This is a genomic window from Archangium minus (genome assembly GCF_044360475.1).
GTDB classification, from domain to species: Bacteria; Myxococcota; Myxococcia; order Myxococcales; family Myxococcaceae; genus Archangium; species Archangium minus.
On sequence record NZ_CP043494.1, the window covers coordinates 1,979,706 to 2,000,004 of the forward strand.

A 20,299-nucleotide genomic window follows, 5' to 3' on the forward strand; every position below is an offset into this window, starting at 1 on the left:
GGTTCCCCTTGAGAATCTGTCTCATCGCGCTTCCCTGGTCGCTGTATCGCCACCCGTCGGCCGCCTTGGGCGCGTTGAGCGCCTACCTGAAGCAGCAGGAGCCCGGCTTCGAGGTGATCTGCCGCTCGGACTTCCTCGATGCGGCGGTGGCGCTTGGCTTCGGCTGCTACGACAAGATTTCACAGTCCTCGTACGACGTCGGGGAGATGCTGTACGCGGCGCTGTGCTTCCCGGAGCGGAAGGAGCAGGTGCGCGACTTCTTTATCTCGCGGATGGAGGAGTCCGGTGCGCCGCTCGTGGGGCGGGGCAGCTTCCTCGAGCCGGCGATCTACGGAGAGAGCCCGACCTGGGCGAGCGCGTTCGACGTCATCCACTCCCGCCTCGAGGCGCACCTGGAGCGCGTCGCCGAGGAGGTGGCTGGGCGCTACGAGCTCGTCGGATTGACGACCTGCTTCGGCCAGCTCTTCGCGAACCTGGCGCTCAGCATGCGGCTCAAGCGGCGCTCCCCCGGGACGCGGATCGTACTCGGGGGCTCAACGGTCTCCGAGCGCGTCGGCCCGTCGCTGCTCCAGGAGCTCGACAGCTTCGACTACGTCATCCAAGGGGAGGGCGAGCAGCCGCTGCTGGCATTGGCGCGCCGGCTGGCCTCGGGATCCTCCGATGTCAGCGACCTGAAGGGGCTCATCTCGCGAGAGACCGCCGGCGCGCTCCCGCGTGGCGCGCCCTTCTGGGAGGTCTCCGACGTCAACAGCCTGCCCATCTCCGACTACAGCGAGTACGCCGCCAAGGCGGAGGCGCTCAACATCTTCTGGCTGATGACGGTGGAGGGCTCTCGGGGGTGCTGGTGGGATCGGGCCAAGCGGACCGGCAACCCCAAGGCGACGTGCCACTTCTGCAACCTGAACGTGCAGTGGAACGGCTACCGCGAGAAGGGGGCCGAGCGGCTCGTCTCGGAGGTGGTGGCCCTCAACGAGCGCTACCACAACAACGTCCTCTTCTTCCTCGACAACATCATCCGCCTCAAGGGGGTGGACGACTTCGCGCGGCGGCTCATCGACACCGGCAAGGACTTCGTCATCTTCTACGAAATGCGCGCCAACATCCGTCCCCACGAGCTGCTGCTGCTGTGGGAGGCCGGTGTTCGCTTCGTCCAGTTCGGGATCGAGAGCCTCTCCGAGTCATACCTGAAGCGGATCGGCAAGGGCACGTCGGTGATCACCAACCTGCAGGTGATGAAGATCTGCCATGAGCTGGGGATCGTGAACGGCGCGAACCTCCTCACCGACTTCCCCGGCGGGCGGCAGGAGGAGGTGGAGGAGACCTTCGCGACCATCCAGCAGTTCGCGCTCGCCTACGAGCCGCTCTCGGCCAACCGCTTCTGGCTTGGGCGCGGGGCCACCGTCCAGGTGCTGAACGACGAGTACGGGATCCGCAACCTGCGCAACGCCGACTTCTACCGCGTCGGGCTGCCCGAGCAGCTCTATGAGCGCCTGTGCCTGCTCGATCTCTCGTACGATCAGGACACACCCGCCGCTGACTGGAGCAGCGTCCGCGTGCTCTGCAAGCAGTGGGGGGCCGCCTACGCCGCCGCCCGCGCCACCGAGTACCGGCACCTGCTGACGTACCTCGACAGCGGGCACTCCATGCGCATCTTCGACGCGCGGACCGGGGTGCTCCGGAACGTCGTCCTCGAGGGCCTCGCCCGCGATGTCTACATGTTCTGCGCGGAGATCCGCCGCTGGGAGGAGCTCCGCCGCGAGTTCATCGAGCCGGGCCGGGCCGACGCGGGGCAGCTCGCGGAGCTGATCGAAACGTGGAACCAGCAGGGCCTGCTCTACCGGGAGGGGACGCACCTGGAGGGAGGGAGGTTCCTCTCGCTGGCGCCCGCCTTCACGCCCGAGATGGCTGTGCGGCGCATCCGCGCGGCCCACGCGGCGGAGCAGCAACGGCGCGGTGCCGGGGCGTCGTTGCCGGGCCCCCGTCATTCGCTCCAGCAGGTGGGTGACGCGGTCTCGCAGCCCGTCCAGGTGAAGGCGTAGGGCGACGAGCCACCACGGCCCTCCGGTGCTCAGAGCCGGAGCGTGGTGTACGTGGACACGCGCAGGTTCGTCGTCGTCCACGCCGGCAGCCGCGAGCGTGCCTCCTCGAGCGGCGGCGGCCATTCCGCGAAGAAGGCCTGCACGTCCACCGGCACCTCCTCCCGATCCTTCAGGAGGAGCGAGAGCTCGCGGCTCCCCCCGGGCGAAGAGAGCACGTCGAGGACGTAGCTCGTGTCGTCCGGATCCAGTGGAGGGAGGGGAGCCGGGAGCAACCAGCCCGCGAGGGTTGTTTTCGGGATCCTCAGCCGGACGAGGTACGCTGTGCCCGGTTCAATGCGCAACCGCACGGTGCGGAGCGCCGTGCTCTCATCGTAATGCGACTCGAGCACCTTGAGCCCGGGGGCGGGCAGAGCCGCGGGCGGCGTCGGAGCCTCGTAGCCACCGCGAAAGCCCGGCATCCGCGCGGTCGCATGGAGTTGTCCGGGCTGCCCGGAGAGCGCCGCGAGTGGATCGGGAAAGTCCCAGCTCGAGAACAGCAGCTTGCTCTGGCCCTCCTGCTGACGGTGCTCCAGCCAGAGCCGCTTGGGACGCTCGGGCGTGTACGGGAAGTGGAAGATCAGCGCGACCAGGAAGGCCACGCCCACCGTGGCGAACGCGGCGATCGAGGGGCCGAAGCGGGTGCTCTCCTGGAGAGGGGCGAGCCCGAGCACGGACGCCGAGACCACCGGCAGAGCGACCAGCAGCGCCACCAACGGATCGAGCGGCACCCCCAGCCGGAGGTGGCCCGCCACTGGGATGAAGAGCTCCAACAGGGAACGGCCCAACTGCACGGTCAGCACCAGGCCTGGCAACCATCCTGCGTACAGGGCCGCCAACCGGGCCCGAGGCGAGGTGAAGGCGGAGGCGGCGATCAGCCCGAGCGCGCCGCCCACCGTCCACCACAGCGGAAGGTAGGCGGTGCCGAGCTCCAGCAGCTGCATGGCCCCGAGCGTCAGCACCCACAGCCAGAGCCCGGCAAGCCACGCCGAGCACATCCGCTCCTGTGAGGGCACTCCCCGGGAGGTCAGCCTTCGGGCCCATAACGCGCGGGGGAGCAGCGCTCCCGTGATGGAGAGCCCGCCGAAGGCCGCGACGGCCAGCCACGGTGAGGAGTACCAGCCGTGCGGGCGGTTGAAGGCGTAGTAGGGCAGGAAGGCGAGGGCCACCGGGAGCACCAGCGCCACCACGAGCGAGACCACGAGGAACCCGAGGCCCTCGACGGCCACGAACAGCCGGATGACCCTCCGCCGCACGGCGAGGACGGTGGCACCGGCCGCGAGCAGCGCGGCGACCGCGGCCCAGGCCCAGGCCCCCTGGAGGCCGTAACGGATCATCCAGAGCCCCAGCACGTCATAGTAGATGGACGGGCCCGAGGCGCCCTCGGACGGGAATGGCCGCGAGGTGAGCTCGCGCGTGACCGCCAGCGCGCTGTCGCCCATGTGCTGGAGGCTGCCGGGCTCCACCCGCTCGGGTCGATCCAATGGGGAGTGCACCGCGTAGCCGTCCTGGAACAGGGCGAGATCCAGCCCGGGGATCCGCGCGGTCCGGTACACGTGGCCGTCGGTGTTCGCCGGGATCAACTGGTTCTGGAAGAGGTCCTGTCCGAGCACATCGCCGAAGGGGTCGGGCACGGCGCGGGCATAGGCATCCAGGAGCCAGGAGGCGTCCGGCCCGGCCTGGAAGAGGATCGCCCGTCCACCCAAGCCGGTGGCCTCGAGGTTCACGAAGGCACGGACCTGGCTCGCCCACCGGTGCTTCATGAATCCAGCCGCGCCGAGCAGGCCATACTCCTCGGCCCCGTTGAAGTTGAAGATGACGCTGTTCTCGAGCTCCGGCCCGTTCGCGAGCGCCCGAGCCACCTCGACCATCGCGGCGATGCCGAGCGCATCATCAGCGGCTCCGCTCCCCTCGGGGGCTGAGTCGTAGTGGGCCGAGAGGAGCACCGCGTCCGGTCTGCGTCCCGGCAGGCGGGCCACCACGTTCTGGGTGCTGTAGGCGATCAGGGTGTCGTCATCGAGGTAGACCCCCTCCACATCCTGGATCTCCACCTCGATGCGCGGGAGTTCGCGCAGCACGCCGAGCAAGTAGGTGGCGGCCTCCCGGTGGGCGGGGGTGCCGGGGATGCGTCGGCCGATGTCCTCCGCGAGGTGGCGCATGACGCGCTGAGCGCGCTCCTCGGAGAACTCGGAGGAGGGCGCGTCCGCGGCGAGGGGGCGTGGCGTCTGGCTCGCACCGCCCTGGATCGCGACGACCGCGAGGACGAGACCCAGGCCAGGCAGCCATGGGCGGAGCGCTTTGTCGCGTGAGGGGGGGCGTGTCGGGTCCACGTCTCGTCCGGTGCTACTTCTTGAGCTTGCCCATGAGCTTGTCCAGCTTGGCCTGATCCAACCCGGCCAGCGGGAAGTCCGAGGGCGCGAACACCTGACGATCCGGGGCGCCGCGCTCCGCGAGCAGCGTCCGGATCGCCTCCAGGTACCGGGCCGAGAGCCGCTCCACGGTGGCGACCTCGTACAGGGCGGCACTGAAGTACCAGGTGACGTGGAGCTGATCGTCCGCCATGCGCACGATCACCGCCAGCTTGTGCCGACGCGTGGGGGCCCGTTGCTCCGGGTGGTCCAGCACGGTGAACCACGGGCCCGAGAGGTGGTACTGCCCGACGTACCGGAACAGCACCTCGGCCTGGGGAGCACCGGCCAGCCGGGCGCGGAGCTCCGCGTTCGTCGAGAGGTAGCGCAGCACTCCGTAGCCCAGGCCTCGGTTCGGCACCGAGCGGAGCTGCTCCTTCACCGTCCGCACGGTGGCGCCGGGCCCCGCCTGCTCCGGCGTGAGCCGCACCGGGTACAACGAGGTGAGCCATCCCACCGTTCGGGAGAGATCCACGTCCTCGAAGACGTCCTCGCGCCCGTGGCCCTCGACGTCCAGCAGGAGTTCCGGATGGCCGGTCCACTCCCGCAGGGCCCAGGCCAGCGCGGCGATCAGCAGCTCGCCGATCTCACACCGGTAGGCCTCGGGCAGCTCCTTGAGCAGCTGCCGGCTCTCATCGCGGGACAGGGAGTGCGTGAGCGCCCGCTCCAGACTCGTGGGCAGAGTGGCCCCTGGGTGATCCACCGGCAGCAGCCGGGGCGGCTCCTGCCCCTGGGCGGTCCAGTGAGCCAGCTCCTCCCTCAGCCGGGGCGAGTCCGCGTAGCCCTGGAGGCGCTCGAGCCAGGAGCGCACCGAGGTGGTCCTGGGAGGCAGCTGGCACGCGCGGCCTTCCCCGAGCTGCTCGTAGGCGATCTGCAGTTGCTCGAAGAGGACGCGCCAGGAGACGCCGTCCACCACGAGCCGGTGCGCGGCGATCAGCAGCCGGCTCGGGCGGTGGGGCCCCAGTTCGAGCAGGGCCGTCGCCACCAGGGGGCCCCCAGCGAGCCTGAGCCCCGCCTGGAGCTCACGTCCGAGCTCCTGGAAGCGCTCCTCGAGCTGGGCGTCGGGCACCGAGGAGAGATCGATCCGCGTGAAGGGCATTGGCGCGTCGGGCGGGGCGATCAGTGCCTCCCAGTCGGACCCGCTCCGCGTCACTCGGAGTCGGAGCGCGTCATGGTGGTGCAGCAGCGCGGTCAAAGCCTGCTGGAGCCTGGACGCGTCCAGCGGCTGCCGCGCCTCGAGCGGCACGACGATGCCCCAGCTGTCGAGCTCTGGCACCTCCTGCTCGAGGAACCACCGCTGGATCTGGGTGAGCGGGAGCGGCCCGGTGAGTGGCCCCTCGTCGGTCGGCGCGGCGGGCGCCTGGGTGGCGACGCTCGCCAGCTCGGCGATGGTCTGGTGCTGGAAGAGCTGCCGCGGGGTCAGCTTCAGCCCCGCTTGGTTGGCCTTCGAGACGACCAGGATCCCCAGGATCGAATCGCCGCCCACGCTGAAGAAGTTGTCGGTGACGGACACCTCCTTCAGGTTCAGGACCTGGCACCAGATGCGCGCCAGCGTGGCCTCCATGGGAGTGCGGGGGGCGACGAGGTTGCTCCGCTGCCGCTGCCGCGCCTCCTCCAGCGAGGGGAGGGCGTCGTAGTTGATCTTCCCGTTCAGCGTGAGCGGCAGCTTCTTCAGGTGCACGTAGGTGTTCGGGAGCACCTCCTCGATGAGCCGCTCCGCGAGGAAGGCCCGGAGCTGATCGCGATCCTGCTCCTGGCGCGAGACGTAGTAGGCGACGAGCACTTCGTTGCCGTTCGTGTCCCGCTTCAGCATCACCACGCTGTCACGCACCTGCGGGTGCTGGTTGAGGGCGTGGCGCAGCTCGCTCAGCTCGATGCGGTAGCCGTGGTACTTCACCTGGTTGTCCGCCCGGCCGAGGTGCTCGAGGGTGCCATCGGGCAGGTGGCGGGCGAGATCCCCCGTCCGGTACATCCGCGCCCCGGGCGTGGTGCTGAACGGATTGGGGAGGAACGCCTGCGCGGTCAGGTCCGGGCGGTTGAGGTACCCGCGGGCGAGCGCCGCGCCGCCGATGTAGAGCTCGCCGGCCATGCCCACCGCCACAGGGCGCAGCCTCGCGTCGAGCACGTAGACCTGGGTGTTGTCGACGGGGCGCTCGAGCGGGAGGGTGCTGGCCGCGACGAAGGGCCGCGATGGATCCATCCGGAACGTCATGACACCCACCGTCGTCTCGGTGGGCCCGTAGTGGTTGTAGATCCGGCACCCCGGCGCCTGGGTTTGCAGCTGCTCGGCCCACGCGCGGGGCGTCACCTCGCCGCCGAGCACGAGTCGCTGCCGCGGGAGGAGGGCCTCGGTTGCGCCAGCGCTCGCGAGCGCGCGCAGGTGGCTGGGGACGATCTTGAGCACGTCGATCGGGTTGCGCCGGACGTACTCCACGAAGGCTGCCGGATCCGACGCGCGCTCGGCGGAGATGACGTGCAGGGTTCCCCCATTGCATAGCGCGGGGAAGATGACGGTGTTACCGAGGTCCGCCGAGAAGGTGGAGACGGTGGCGTAGGCCGCGCCCTCGGGCAGCTCCAGCCGCTCCATCACGCTTGCCACGTAGTTGTGGAGCTGCCGGTGCTCGACGACGACGCCCTTGGGGCGGCCGGTGGAGCCGGACGTGAAGAGGACGTACGCGGGGTGCTCCGGGAGGGCGCCGCCGCTCGGAGCGTCTGAGGGCTCCTCGGCGAAGGTGGACTCCTCATCGAGGCACAGCACCTCGTGCCCCTCGGTCGCTGGCACCGTCTCGCGCAGCCGCTTCTGGGTGAGGAGCACCTTCGCCTGGATGTCGTCGATCAGCCCGGTGAGTCGCTGCCGGGGCTGGGCCGGATCGAGCGGGACGTAGGCCCCGCCTGACTTCAGGACGGCCAGGATGCCGACCATGATCTCGAGCGAGCGGTTGAGGCACAGCCCCACGCGTGTCTCCGGGCCCACACCCCGGCGGCGGAGCCCGTGCGCTACCTTGTTGGCCCACGCGTCGAGCTGCGCATAGGTGAGCGTGCTCTCCTCGTACACGAGCGCCACCCGATTCGGATGGCGCGCGGCCTGCTCCTCGAACCAGGTGTGGACGCAGCGCGCGGGGTGCTCCCGGGCCGTGGCGTTGAAGTCCACCAGCAACCGCGCCCGCTCGCGGGGGCTCACGGGATCCAGCTCCTCCAGCCGTGCGCGGGGCGCGTGGGAGAGCTGTTCCAGGAGCGCCTCGAGTTGCCCGAGCACCTGTTCGGCGGCGGCGGGCGGGAAGAGGGAGCGATCGGACTGGAGTTCGAGCGTTAGCGTGGAGGGCGTCCGCGTGCAGCAGAGGCACAGCTTGAACTGATCAACGTAGGCGCGCGTTTGCTCGAGCCGGAGCTCCCCAGTGCCCTCAAGCGCTGCCTCCGAGAGGTCCTCCCAGCGGAAGCCGATGGCGGGGAAGTCGCGGCCGGGCACACGCTCGCCGTCCGCGGTGGGCCAGCTGTAGTAGCGCTGCCACTCCAGCACCTCGCGCTGCGCCTGCTGGAGCTGCAGGGCCAGCTCGCCCAGAGGTTGGGCCGCGTCGAGGCGGGCGCGCAGCGGCACCCATCGCGCGAGGGGGCCGGCCAGCTCCGCCAGCTCCGCGTGCTCGCGCCCGTCGCTCTGGAGTCCCAGCACCAGGTCCGCCTGGCCGGTCAGCTTCCAGAGCTCCGCGCTCCAGGTGGCGAGCACCAACCCGTCGAGTGTGCACCCCAGCTCGCGCGCCGCCGCGTCGAGCCGCTCCAGCTGCCCGCCGCTCAGCGTCAGCTCCAGCGAGGCCGGGTCGAACGTCCGCGCCATGCTCGTGGGGGACTCGAAGGGCAGCGTCACCGCCGCGCCCGTGGTTCTCCCGTGCTTCTCCCAGAAGATGGCGGCGGGGTGGGCGCGGTCCGCCAGCTCCTCGTGCAGCTCGTTCTGCCACTCGGAGAAGGAGAGGTGCGAGGTCGGCTCCTCGTCCTGTGCCGGGCCTTGCGCCTGCCCCGCATGGTCCCGCTGCAACTCCACGCAGAGCCGCCGCAGGGTGGCGGCGTCGGCACACAGCGCCGGGGCCACCAGTCCGAGCAGGTGCTGCCCGGTGTCCAGCGTCATCAGGACCACGCGCAGCACGGGGCCGGTATCGAGCGCGAAGGCACGCTGGGCCACCTGCTCGAAGTGGGCGCGGGCGCGCTCCTCGCGCGTGGCGGCGGGAAAGGCGCGGAGATCCACCCGGTCCCACTCCGCCTCACCGCTCGCGGCGATCTCCTGCACCGGGGTGTCGAGCCCGGGTAGCGTCGGGAAGCGGGTCCGGAGCACCTCGTGGCGCGCGACGAGTCGGGCCACCGCGCGCTCGAGCGCGTCCGGGCGGAGCGCCCCCTCAATGCGCATCAGGGCTTGGACCCGGAGCGGCTGGTTCCTGCCGTGCAACCGCCACAGGCGAAGCTGCTGGGGCGAGAGCCGATACCTTTCGATGCTCACTTGCGATCTCCCGAACGTCACGCGGGGATCGCCGACCTCTGTCCGGCGACAGGCCCCGCCTGTTCCATCATCGCCCGATGGACGCCGCCTGTGGGGAGGTTTCGCTCCACTGGCGGACCAGCGCCTCCATCTGCCCCACGTAGTCCCGCTGCCGGACGCGCTTCTCCTCCGGAGGGACGGAGGCGATCTCCAGGGCCAGGAGCTGGTGGGCCAGCCGCATGAGCGCCTTGAATTGATCCATCTGGAGCCCCCGCCCGAGCAGGTAGGGGATGATCCAGAAGTCGAACGACCACTGCGGCAACCACGAGGAGTCCTTCACCGTGAGGAACAGCCGGTCGATGTGATCCATCGCCTCGAGGCTCTCCATGGTGGCGTGTCGCCAGATGAAGCCCTGGCCGGAGATTCCGTACTGCTGTCGCTTCGCGTCCACGGGGGTGCCGGGCTCGCAGTACCAGAGCTGCGCGCGGTAGTAGTCCGGCCGGGTCTCCTGGAGGAACGCGAGCGTCTCATCGACGGTCTCCGCCGTCTCGCCGGGGAAGCCCAGGATGAACGAGGCGAAGGTGAGGATGCCGTTGGCATGCAGCCGCTTCATGCCGTTCACGTACTTGTCGACCGTGGCGGCCTTGTTCATGTTGCTCAGGATCCGCGGCGAGCCGGACTCGATCCCCAGGAAGACGCCGCGGCACCCGCTCTGCGCCGCCAGATCCACGGCCTCGTCGTCCGAGTTGCTGCAGCGGAAGTAGGAGAACCAGTTGAAGCCGTACCGGCGCTCGATCAGCAACCGGCACAGCTCCTTGAAGCGTTTCAGCGGCACGTTGAACGTGTCGTCGATGAAGACGACGTTCCGGGTGCCCAGCTCGGCCATGGCCTCCAGCTCGCGCTCCACCGAATCCATGCCCGCGAGGGTGAGGTTGCCGGCGCGCATGGGGTAGGCGCAGAACGAGCAGCTGTACGCGCAGCTCCGGGCGGTGCGGGTCTGGAGCGTGGGCCCCAGCGAGCCCTCCGCCACACCGCGCCAGTCGATGAAGTTCTCGTCGAGCGAGTTGTTCTCCGCCTGCGGTGGGTTGAGCCGGTAGCGCCCCGCGCGAACGGGGCCGCCGCTGGCGGGGTAGATGATGTTGGGAACATCCTCCAGATCCTGGCCCGCCCTCAGCCGCTCGAGCACCCGCGAGAGCGTGAGCTCGCCCTGGCTCTCGACGACGTAAATGTCCGCGCCGAGATCGTCGAGCACCACCGCGAGCTCGTTCCCCTCGTACCGCCGGTGATGGTTGGAGATGAGCGGACCGCCGACGATGATCCGGACCTCGGGGTTGTGCCGGCGAATGAACTGCACCATCTCAATGACGGGATCATTGAGGACGTAGAAGGTGGTGGTGATGGCCACCGCGCGGGGGTTCTGCGCGAGCAACTCGGCCAGCCGCTCCTTCTCGTGCTGGAAGAGGTTGAGGTACGTCACGTCATGGCCGCGGCGGCGCAGGAAGCTGGAGAGGTAGACGGCCGCGAGGCTCGGGATGTCTCCGGAGCGGAACTCCGGGTGATGCCTCCCCGAGGGCAGGGCCCTGCGATAGACGTGGTTCAGCAGGTCCACGTAGTTGAGGCGCCGGCCTTCGAGCTCGACGAAGCTGAACTTCAGATCCCGGTACGCCTCGGAGTCCTCGCCGTAGCGCCTGAGCCCGGCCTCGTACTCGTCGAATGGGGTCTCGTTGTATCCGATGATGATGCAATCGCGACGTGTCGACTCCGCCATGACTGCTCCTTGTGGTTCGGCTCGCCGCCGCCGGATCCGCCTCGCCACGGTGAGGTGAAGCTGCTTCCAGGATGGGACGGAAACGCTCACCTCGGCCGCTACGTACGGACGCGCGGTTTGGGCGGATTCTTGCAGACGTCGCCCCCTGGTTCAACCAGCGCCACGCGCTCTCAAGAGCGTCTCGGAGGCCCCATCAGCACGGAAAGTTTCTGCCGAGGGTCCACGAGGAGACGCTCGAGCACGTGCCGAAGTTGCTCCAGCGCGCGCGTGGCCGTGGCCTCGTCGATTCGATCGCGCTGCCAGCCGAGCTCGAGCCTCAACGGGGGGCCCGGGATGGCCACCAGAGATAGCGGGTAGGGCCAGCGATCGATGATGCGCAGCGCCTCGACCGAGAAGCCCGGCGCCGCGCGCTCGAGGACGAAGCGGATGGGGTAGTTCTCGAAGCGCAGGATGCTGTCGAACACGGGGCTGTCGTCCGGCAGTCCGGCCCAGCGCCGCACCGCCGAGAGCGGGACATGCTCGAACTGACGTTGCTCCACCTGCTGGGCCTGCAGCTCCGACAGCCATTCGAGGGCGGAGGCGTCCGGTGCCAGCCGCACCCGGGTCGGGAGCGTGTTGATCAGATGCCCGACCATCTCCTCCACTCCCGGGATGTTCACGGGGCGCGTGGCCGCGGTCACTCCGAAGACGACGTCCTGGGTGCGGTGGTGACTGGCCAGCACCAGCGCCCACGCACCCTGGACCAGGGTGTTCACCGTGAGCCGGTGCGCCCGCGCCAGCTCCTGGAGCGCTTCCGTGGTGGCTGGCGCCAGCTCGATCGTGTGCTCGGCATATCGCTCATGCTCCGGCAGGAGCGGTCGGTTGCTCGGAGGACGGGAGAGCGCTGCCGGTTCTTTCACGTCCGCCAATACGCGCCTCCAGTAAGCCTCGGCGCGCCAGGACTGCTGGCGTTGCAGCCAGGCGACGAGCTCCCGGAAGGGCGGTCGCGGCGGCAACTCCACGGGGGCCCCGCGCAAGAGGGCGCCGTACACCGTGAACACCTCTTCCAGCAGCAGGGACATGCTCCAGCCATCGAGCATGCCGTGGTGGCTGCTCCACACGAGGTGGACTACCTCGGGGGCGAGCTGGACGAACGTGAGCCGTAGCATCGGCGGGCGGCCCGCGACGAAGCCTGTCTCTCGGTCCGTCTCGAGCAACTGCTCCAACGCGGCGCGCGCCTCGTCCTCCGTCCGTCCCGTCCAGTCGAGCCACTCGACGGGGAGCACGAGCTGACGGTGAACGAGCTGGAAGGGCTCGGCCAGCCCCTCCAGCGCCACCGAGCTTCGGAGCGCTGGGTGCCGCTCCATCACCCGCTGACAGGCCGCGACGAAGGCATCCGGCGAGAAGCGCCCCACCAGCCGGCACGAGAGCTGGGTGAAGTAGGCCCACGCTCCGGGGTGCGCTCGCGTGTGCTCGAACATCTCGCGCTGGCCGAGCACGAGCGGGTACACATCCTCCGCATCGGGCGCGTCCTTCAGCAGGAGTTCGAGAGTTCTCGGCGCCAGACGCGCGAGCGGGAAGCGGGCCGCACGGCCCCGGAGCCCGTCCTCGCGTGCGAGCGCGACGAGTTCCCGCAGCGTCTGGAGGAAGCGCTCCGCGAGCCGCGCGATCGTCTCGGCGCGGTGGCGGGTTTCGCTGTACGTCCAGCCCACCCTCAGCCGGCCGCCGTGGATGAACCCGCTGACCTCGAGCGCGTGAGTGCGCGGAGCCCTCGGGCTGACGGTCGGGCCTGGCGATTCCTCCGCGGGCCGGAAAAGGTCGTCGCCCGCGAACACCTGATCGAGCTGCCCCAGGTAGTTGAACACCACCTGCGCTTCGCTCGTGGGCGCCGCATCCTCGTCCTCCTGGCGCAGGTAGCGCAGGATGCCGAAGTCGATGCCCTGGTTCGGGATGCTCTGGAGTCGGTTCTTCACGGACTCCAGCACCTCCAGCAGCTCACCGCCCGCGGGCGCTTCGAGCACGACGGGGAAGATCGAGGTGAACCACCCCACCGTCCGCGAGAGGTCCACGTCATCGAACAGCGGCTCCCGACCATGGCCCTCGAGATCCACGAGCCACTTGCGGTTGTTCGTCCAGTGCGCCAGCGCGGATGCGAGCGCAGTGAGCAGGACATCGTTCATCCCGCAGTGGAACGTCTCGAGCACTTCGCGGAGGAGCGCGGACGTCTCCTCCTCGCCGAGCTCCACGGAGTGGGTCCGGGCGTCCGCGACGGTGTCACGGGTGGTCGACGCCCCGGGTACCTCCTCCGGGAGCCGCGTCACGTTGGAGAGCTCCAGCCGGCTCCAGTAGTCGAAGGCGGGAGCGGGAGTGGCCGCGTACTCGTGCAGCCGCCTGGCCCAGTGCTGGTACGAAGTGGTCTTCGCGGGGAGGACGAGCTCGCGGCCCTGTAGGAGTTCCCGGTGCGCCGTCTGGAGATCCTCTAGCAGGACGCGCCAGGAGACGCCGTCCACGGCCAGGTGGTGGGCGAGGAGCAGCAGGCGTCCCGCCCCGTGGCCGAGGTCGAACCACGCGGCCCGCAGCAACGGACCCCGCTGGAGATCGAGGCTCTCCTGCAGCCGTGCCGCGGTGGCCTCCAGCTCGCGGCGCTGCTGCTCTGGCGGCAGTCCCGAGAGCTCGAACATGCTGACGACCTGAGCGGGATCCGGCTCGACGCAGCGCTGGGTCCAGCCGTGCTCGGTGGACTCGAAGCGCAGCCGGAGCGCGTCATGGTGGGCGAGGATCGCCCGGATCGCCGGCTCGAGGAGCGCCGGACGGAAGGGCTCGCGCGTCTCCAGCAGCACGGCCTGGTTGAAGTGGTGGGGCGCGGGTTGGGGCTGACGGAAGAACCATCGCTGGATCGGGGTGAGCGGGACGTCGCCCGTGACCAGCCCCTGCTCCGCGGTGATGGCCCCGCCGGTGCCTGCCACCGCCGCGAGCTCCTCGAACGTCTGGTGCTCGAAGAGCTGCTTCGGAGTCAGGTGCAGGCCGACCCGGTTCGCCCGGCCGATGAGCTGCACGGCCAGGATCGAGTCGCCGCCGAGCTCGAAGAAGTTGTCGCGGATGCCGACCCGCTCCAGGCGCAGGACCTCGGCCCCAAGGGAGCACAGCAGGGCCTCCGCACCGCTCCGCGGCGCGACGTAGGTGTGGCGCTCCTTCCGCGTGACTGTCTCCGGCGCGGGGAGCGCCGCGCGATCCACCTTTCCGTTCGGTGTCAGGGGCAGCGCGTCCAGTTGCACCACCGCCGAGGGGACCATGTGCTCCGGGAGCTTCGCGCGGGCGAGCTGGCGCAGCGCCTCGGGGTCCACGGCCACGTTCTGCTCCGGCACCACATAGGCCACCAGCCGCTTGCTGCCTTCGATGTCCTCGCGAGCGACCGCCACCACCTCGCGGACGTTGGGGTCCTGGCCGAGCACGGCCTCGAGCTCTCCCAGCTCGATCCGGTACCCGCGCACCTTCACCTGCTCATCCCTGCGGCCGAGGAAGTCCAGGACTCCATCCGGGAGGCGGCGCACCCGGTCCCCGGTCCGGTAGAGCCGGGCGCCGGGGAGGTCGCCGAACGGATCTGGTACGAAGCGCTCCGAGGTCAGCTCCGGCCGATCGAGGTAGCCGCGGGCCACGCCGTCCCCCCCGATGTAGAGCTCCCCGGGCACGCCCACCGGGACGAGGCGCAGGTGCTCGTCGAGCACGTAGAGCCGCGTGTTCGCGATGGGCCGACCGATAGGGAGCGAGCCCGCGTGGGTGCTCCCCGGCTCGACCTCGTGGATGCAGCAGCCCACTACCGTCTCGGTCGGGCCGTACTCATTGATGAGGCGCGTCCCGGGAGCGTGTGTCCTCCAGGGCTCCAGCATTTCGGCGGTCAACGCCTCCCCGCCAATGACGAGCGCGCGCGTCTGCCCGGCGAGCGTGGTCGCGTCGAGCTGCCGCGCGAGCAGCCTCAGGTGCGTCGGAGTCAGCTTGACCAGGCTGAAGTCCGCCTGCGAGCGGAGCGCCTTCGCCAGTCCCTCCAGCCGGTCGTCCTCCGACACCAGTGTCACCGCGCGCCCCGTCACCAACGGTGCGAGGAGGCTTGTCACCGTCAGGTCGAAGGAGACGGATGAGTGCACCGGCGCTCCCGAACCCTCCGCCACGCGGTACGCACGGGCGCACCAGTCCAGGTAGTTCACCACCCCGCGGTGCTCGATCATCACCCCCTTCGGTCTGCCGGTGGAGCCCGAGGTGTAGAGGACGTACGCCAGGTTCCCCGCGGTGATGGGGAACTCCGGATCCGACGTGTCCTCGTGCTCCAGCGCCTCCTGCTCCGTGTCCAGGCATAGCAGTTGCTCGCCTTGCGAGGGGAGCTCATCGGCGAGCCGCTCGAGGGTCACCAGCACCGGGACGCGGGCGTCCTGGAGCATGAAGGCGAGCCGCTCTGCGGGGTAGGTGGAATCGAGCGGGAGGTAGGCGCCGCCCGCCTTGAGGATGCCGAGCAGGCCTACCACCAGTTCCGGGCCGCGTTCGAGGCACAGGCCGACCACCGTTTCGGGGCCGACGCCCATCACCCGCAGGCGCCTTGCGAGCTGGTTCGCCCGCTCGTTCAGCTCGCGGTAGCGGAGCGCGGTGCCCTCGTGGAGGATCGCCAGGGACTCGGGCGTCCGCCGGACCTGCTCCTCGAAGAGCGCATGGACGGAGGTGGCGCGCGGGGGCTCGGTCCGGGTGGCGTTCCACTCGACGACGAGCTGGCGCTCCTCGTCCGGGGACAGGAGCGGCAGCGCGGAGACACGGCGGCCAGGGGCCGTCACCACGCCGGCCAGGAGCCGCTCGTAGTGCGAGATCATCCGGCGGATGGAGCCCTCCTCGAACAGCTCCGTGCTGTACTCCCACTTGCACTCCAGGCCCCGTGGTGTCTCCGCCACGAAGACGGTGAGGTCCAGCTTCGCGGAGGTCTGCTCCACCTCTACCGGTTGGATCGTGAGCCCAGGCAGCGACAGCTCCGAGAGCGCCACGTCCTGGAGCAGCAGCTTCACCTGGAAGATGGCCGAGTGGCTGCGGCTCCGCTCGGGGTTGATCGCCTTGACCAGCTCCTCGAAGGGCAGGTCCTGGTGGGCGTATGCGTCCAGCGCCGTGGCGCGCACCTGCCCGAGCAGCTCCCGGAAGGAGGGGTCCCCCCCGAAGCGGGCGCGCAGCGCGAGCTGGTTGATGAAGAAGCCAATCAACCCCTGGGTCTCGGCGCGGCTGCGGTTCGCCACGTCCGTGCCTACGACGATGTCGTCCTGGCCGGTGTACCGGTGCAGGAGCGCTTGGAACGCCGCCATCAGCATCATGAACAGCGTCGCGCCCTCGCGTCGGGCCAGCGCCCGGAGAGCCTCCGCCAGCTCCGCTGGGATGAGGGACCACAGGCTGGCGCCCTCGCCGGTGCGCGTTGCCAGGCGCGGCCGGTCCGAGGGCAGCTCCAGGACCTGCGGCGCGCCCGCGAGCTGTCGCCGCCAGTACGAGAGCTGGCTTTCGAGCACCTCGCCCTGGAGCCAGCTCCGCTGCCAGATCGCGAAGTCCGCGTACTGGATGGGCAGTTCCGGCAGCGAGGGCTCGGTGCCGGCTACCGCTGCCGTGTAGATCGCGGCCATCTCCCGCACGAGCACGGTCTCGGACCAGCCATCGGAGATGATGTGATGGACGGTGAGCAGCAGCACGTGATCGTCCGGGGCCAGCCGCAGCAGGGTGGTCCGTACGAGCGGAGCTCGCGCCAGATTGAATGGCTGCGAGGCCTCCTCCCGCACCATCCTGGAGATGATCGTCTCGAGCTCGGCGGGCGGGTGCGCCTCGAGCGACACCAGCGGGACAGGGTGGGGAGCGGGGGCGGCGATGACCTGGAAGGGCTGGTCCTCGATCTTCTGGAAGGTGGTGCGCAGCGACTCGTGGCGGCGCACCACTTCGGTGCAGGCGCGCCGGAACGCCTCCACGTCGAGCGGGCCGCGCAACCTGAGCGGCGCCGCCATGTTGTACAGGGGGCTGTTCGGCTCGAGCTGGTCGAGGAACCACAGCCGCTGCTGCGCGAATGAGAGGGGAATCCTCGGGGGACGCGATGCCCTCGGGATGACGGAGCCGGTGGCGGAGGCCATCCGCGCCTCCCGAAGGAAGTCGATCAGCTCCGCCTTGCGGGCGCTCAAGGAGGCACGCAGCTCCTCGGTGAGCACTCCCTTGGGGGCGCTGCACCGGAGCTGATCCTGCTCCAGCCACAGCCGCACACCGCGTTGACGCAGCCCCGTGACCAGCTCGAGGACTGTCACAGCTCCACCTCGTCGCGCTCGACATCTTCCGGCTCATCCCCGGAGGGGGCCGAGTTCGCCCAGCGGATGGCCTCGATCTTCTCGGCCAGACGGGCCACGGTGGTCAGCTCGAACAGGGACCGGAGTGGCAGGTCGATGCCGAAGAGCTCGCGCAGCCTGGAGTGGGCGCGAACCGCCAGTAGCGAGTGCCCTCCGAGCTCGAAGAAGTCATCCTCGACGCCGATCGGTTCGCGAGACAGCACCTCCTGCCAGAGCGCCACGAGCTGCTCCTCCACGTTGCTGCGGGGCGGCGTGAGCGCGCGAGACTCCTGGGAGGAGGCGGCGTCTGGCATGGGCAGCGCCTTGCGGTCCACCTTCCCGTTGGCGTTCAGCGGCAACGTGGACAGCACGACGAAGGCGGACGGCATCATGTAATGCGGCAGGTGCTCCTGGAGGAACTCACGCAGGGAGGTGAGGCCCTCGCGGTGGGCGTGGGTGTCGCCTCCTGGCGCGCCGGGCCAAGCGCCCTCGCGTGGCACCACGTAGGCGACGAGCTGCTTGCCGCGGGCGGGAAGCTCTCGCGCCACCACCACGGCCTGTTTCACCGCCGAGTGGCGTGTGAGCACCGCCTCCACCTCGCCGGGCTCCACGCGGTAGCCACGGATCTTCACCTGGAAGTCCGCCCGGTCGAGGAACTCGATGCTCCCATCCGGGCGGTAGCGGCAGATGTCGCCCGTCTTGTAGAAGCGCGCGCCGCTGACGTCGGAGAACGGATCCGGCAGGAACGCCGCCGCCGTGCGCACGGGATCGTTCAGGTATCCGCGGCCCACTCCGACGCCGCCGATGTACAGCTCCCCCGCGAGCCCGATGGGCACCGGACGCAGCCCTGGATCCAGGATGTACATCGTCAGGTTCGGGAGCGAGTAGCCCACCGGAACGCGCTCTTCGTTCTCCGGTGGCGGCTGGGACACCGTGTAGAGGTTCGTATCGTCCGAGGTTTCCGTGGGGCCGTAGGCGTTGAGCAGCGGCACGCGTGGGTACAGCTTCAGCCACCGCCTGCAGAGCGCGGGCGGGAGCACCTCTCCGGTGGGCATGATCCAGCGGAGCGACGGCATCGGCAGCCGCGCCGGCTCCATCAGCTCGAGCTGCTCGACCATCGCCGTCAACAGCGAGGGGACCACCTCGAGGACGGTGATTCCCGTCCGGTCCAGCTCCGAGAGGAAGCTCGCGGGATCCCGCGCCAGCTCGGTGTCGAGGATCTGGACCCGCGCTCCCACCAACAGCGGCGCGAGGAACTGCCAGACCGAGATGTCGAAGCACTGCGAGGCCGTCTGCGCCATGACGTCCGACGGGGTCATCCGCAGGAAGTCGATCATGCCGCGCAGGTGGTTGATCTTCCCGGCGTGCTCCAGCATGGCGCCCTTGGGAGCGCCAGTGGAGCCGGAGGTATAGATGACGTACGCCAGATCCCGCCCGTGGCTGCGGCGCGGCGGATTGTCAGTTGGGGCCCGGCGCTCCAGCAGCTCTGGGATCTCCAGTGCGCGCGGTCGGGCTTCAGCGGGCAGGAGCGCGAGCGCCGCGTCGAGCAGCGCGCGACGCTCTCGGGACACCACCACCACCGGAGTCCGGCTCTGCCCCAGGATCTGCGCCAGTCGCTCGGCGGGGTGGCCCGGATCCAGCGGGAGGTACGCACCGCCCGCCTTGAGGATTCCGACGATTGCGGCGAGGAAGTCCACGCCTCGGTCGCCGAGCAGCGCGACGACGGTATCCGGGCCCACGCCCTCGGTGATGAGGGGATGCGCCAGCTGGTTCGCCCGGGCGTTGAGCTCGCGGTAGGTGAGCTGGTTGGCGCGGTGGGTCACGGCGATCGCGTCCGGGGTCCGCGCGACCTGCTCCTGGATCAGCTCCTGGATGGAGCTGTCGAGGGGATGATCCGCCCGTTGCCGGTTCCAGTCGATCAGGACCTGATGGAGCTCGGCGTCCGAGAGCATGGAGAACTCTCTCAGGCGCCGCTCGGGGGCGCGGGCCAGCTCCTCGAGCAGTCGGGCGTAGTGCTCCAGCAGTCGCTTGAGCGTCGCGTCGTCGAGCCTCTGGCGATCATAGCTCGCCACGAGGGTGAAGGCGGGGCCGGGGACGACGTCGATGTCGAGGGTGTAGTTGGTGAAGTCGTGGGTCTCGACGTCCGTGACGGTGGCGCCTCCGTCCGGCGGCGGCTCGGCGCGGGAGAAGGGGAAGCTCTCGAAGACGAGCAGCGTCTCGAAGAGGTTCTGGCCGCGCGGTACCTCGCTCCAGCCGTGGATCTGCACGAGCGAGCTGTACTCGTACTGGCGCGCCTCGGCCTGTTCTCGCTGGAGTTGTTGGAGGTACGACAGCGCGAGGGCATCCGGATCGACCCGCGTCCGCACCGGCAGGGTGTTGATGAACATCCCCACCATGGAGTGCGAGCCCTCCAGGCTGGCGGGACGTCCGGCCACCGTGGTGCCGAAGACGACGTCCGATTGGCCGCTGTAGCGGCTGAGGAGGAGCGCCCATGCCCCTTGGAAGAGGGTGTTGGGCGTCAGCGCGTGCGTGCGGGCAAGCGCGCGGAGTCGCTCCGAGGTCTCCTCGGACAGCGCGAGGGAGGAGCGCCCGTGCGAGGGCCCCTCGCCCGTCGTGGCCCGTGCGACCGGCAGGGGCGTGGGCGCGGAGAACCCGGCCAGTTGCTTGCGCCAGAAGTCCTCTGCCTGCTCGACCGATTGCTGTTTGAGCCAGGCGATGTAGTCGCGGTAGGGGCGCGTGACGGTGCGCGCGGGAGGCTTGCCCCGGGCGAGCGCGTGATACGCGTCGAGGCACTCCTTCAGCAGCAGCCCGAGCGACCAGCCGTCCAGCAGCAGGTGGTGGCAGCTCCAGATGAACGTGTGCGTCCGAGGGCCAGTACGCGCGAGCAGCAGCCGCATGAGCGGCGTCTGGCCGAGCTCGAACCCGCGCCGGCGATCCTCCTCGAGCAGGCTCGCCACCTCACGGCGTTGTGCCTCCGGTGTGAGGTGGCTCCAGTCCCGCCGGGTGAGCGGCACGGAGACGGAGCGGTGGACGACCTGCAGCGGCTCCTCCAGTTCCTCCCAGGTGAACGAGGTGCGCAGCGCGGGTTGCCTGTCGAGGACGTGCTGCCACGCCGCCTCGAAATGCGCCAGCTCCACGGCACCCTCGAGCGTGCAGGTGATCTGGAGGAGGTGCTGCCCGGCCTCGGGGGCGTACAGGCTGTGGAAGAGCATCCCCTGTTGCAGGGGCGAGAGCGGGTAGATGTCTTCGATGGCGTTGTGTGTCATCGGTCAGCCCGTCCGGTTCGT

At 69.8% G+C, this 20,299-nt stretch carries 6 protein-coding genes; 1 reads left to right on the plus strand and 5 read right to left on the minus strand.

What is annotated here, in order from left to right:
* Nucleotides 1–8: 8 nt before the first annotated feature.
* A complete protein-coding gene (locus F0U60_RS08225) occupies nt 9–2,039 on the plus strand; it encodes a RiPP maturation radical SAM C-methyltransferase (protein WP_395816236.1) in 2,031 nt (676 codons plus the stop codon).
* A gap of 29 nt (nt 2,040–2,068) precedes the next feature.
* Here F0U60_RS08225 and F0U60_RS08230 read toward each other — a convergent pair whose 3' ends face one another.
* From F0U60_RS08230 to F0U60_RS08250, 5 genes are all read right to left on the minus strand, one after another.
* Nucleotides 2,069–4,405 (minus strand): M28 family metallopeptidase, encoded by a 2,337-nt coding sequence (locus F0U60_RS08230; protein ID WP_395816239.1) that lies wholly within the window; start codon nt 4,403–4,405, stop codon nt 2,069–2,071.
* A 13-nt stretch (nt 4,406–4,418) separates the two neighbouring features.
* On the minus strand, nt 4,419–8,966 hold the full coding sequence (locus F0U60_RS08235) for an amino acid adenylation domain-containing protein (protein ID WP_395816242.1): 4,548 nt from the start codon (nt 8,964–8,966) through the stop codon (nt 4,419–4,421).
* 67 nt (nt 8,967–9,033) lie between these two features.
* On the minus strand, nt 9,034–10,713 hold the full coding sequence (locus F0U60_RS08240; RefSeq protein WP_395816245.1) for a PhpK family radical SAM P-methyltransferase: 1,680 nt from the start codon (nt 10,711–10,713) through the stop codon (nt 9,034–9,036).
* Between the two features lie 170 nt (nt 10,714–10,883).
* The gene (locus F0U60_RS08245) at nt 10,884–16,994 is read right to left on the minus strand and encodes an amino acid adenylation domain-containing protein (protein ID WP_395816247.1); all 6,111 of its coding nucleotides are present in this window, start codon (nt 16,992–16,994) and stop codon (nt 10,884–10,886) included.
* On the minus strand, nt 16,991–20,278 hold the full coding sequence (locus tag F0U60_RS08250; RefSeq protein ID WP_395816250.1) for an amino acid adenylation domain-containing protein: 3,288 nt from the start codon (nt 20,276–20,278) through the stop codon (nt 16,991–16,993). Before F0U60_RS08250 ends, F0U60_RS08245 begins: the two co-directional genes overlap by 4 nt.
* Between the last annotated feature and the right edge of the window lie 21 nt (nt 20,279–20,299).

Coding starts and splice junctions, on each gene's coding strand:
- F0U60_RS08250 (WP_395816250.1), bottom strand. CDS start 20,278: ATGACACACAACGCCATCGAAGACATCTACCCGCTCTCGCCCCTGCAA.
- F0U60_RS08240 (WP_395816245.1), bottom strand. CDS start 10,713: ATGGCGGAGTCGACACGTCGCGATTGCATCATCATCGGATACAACGAG.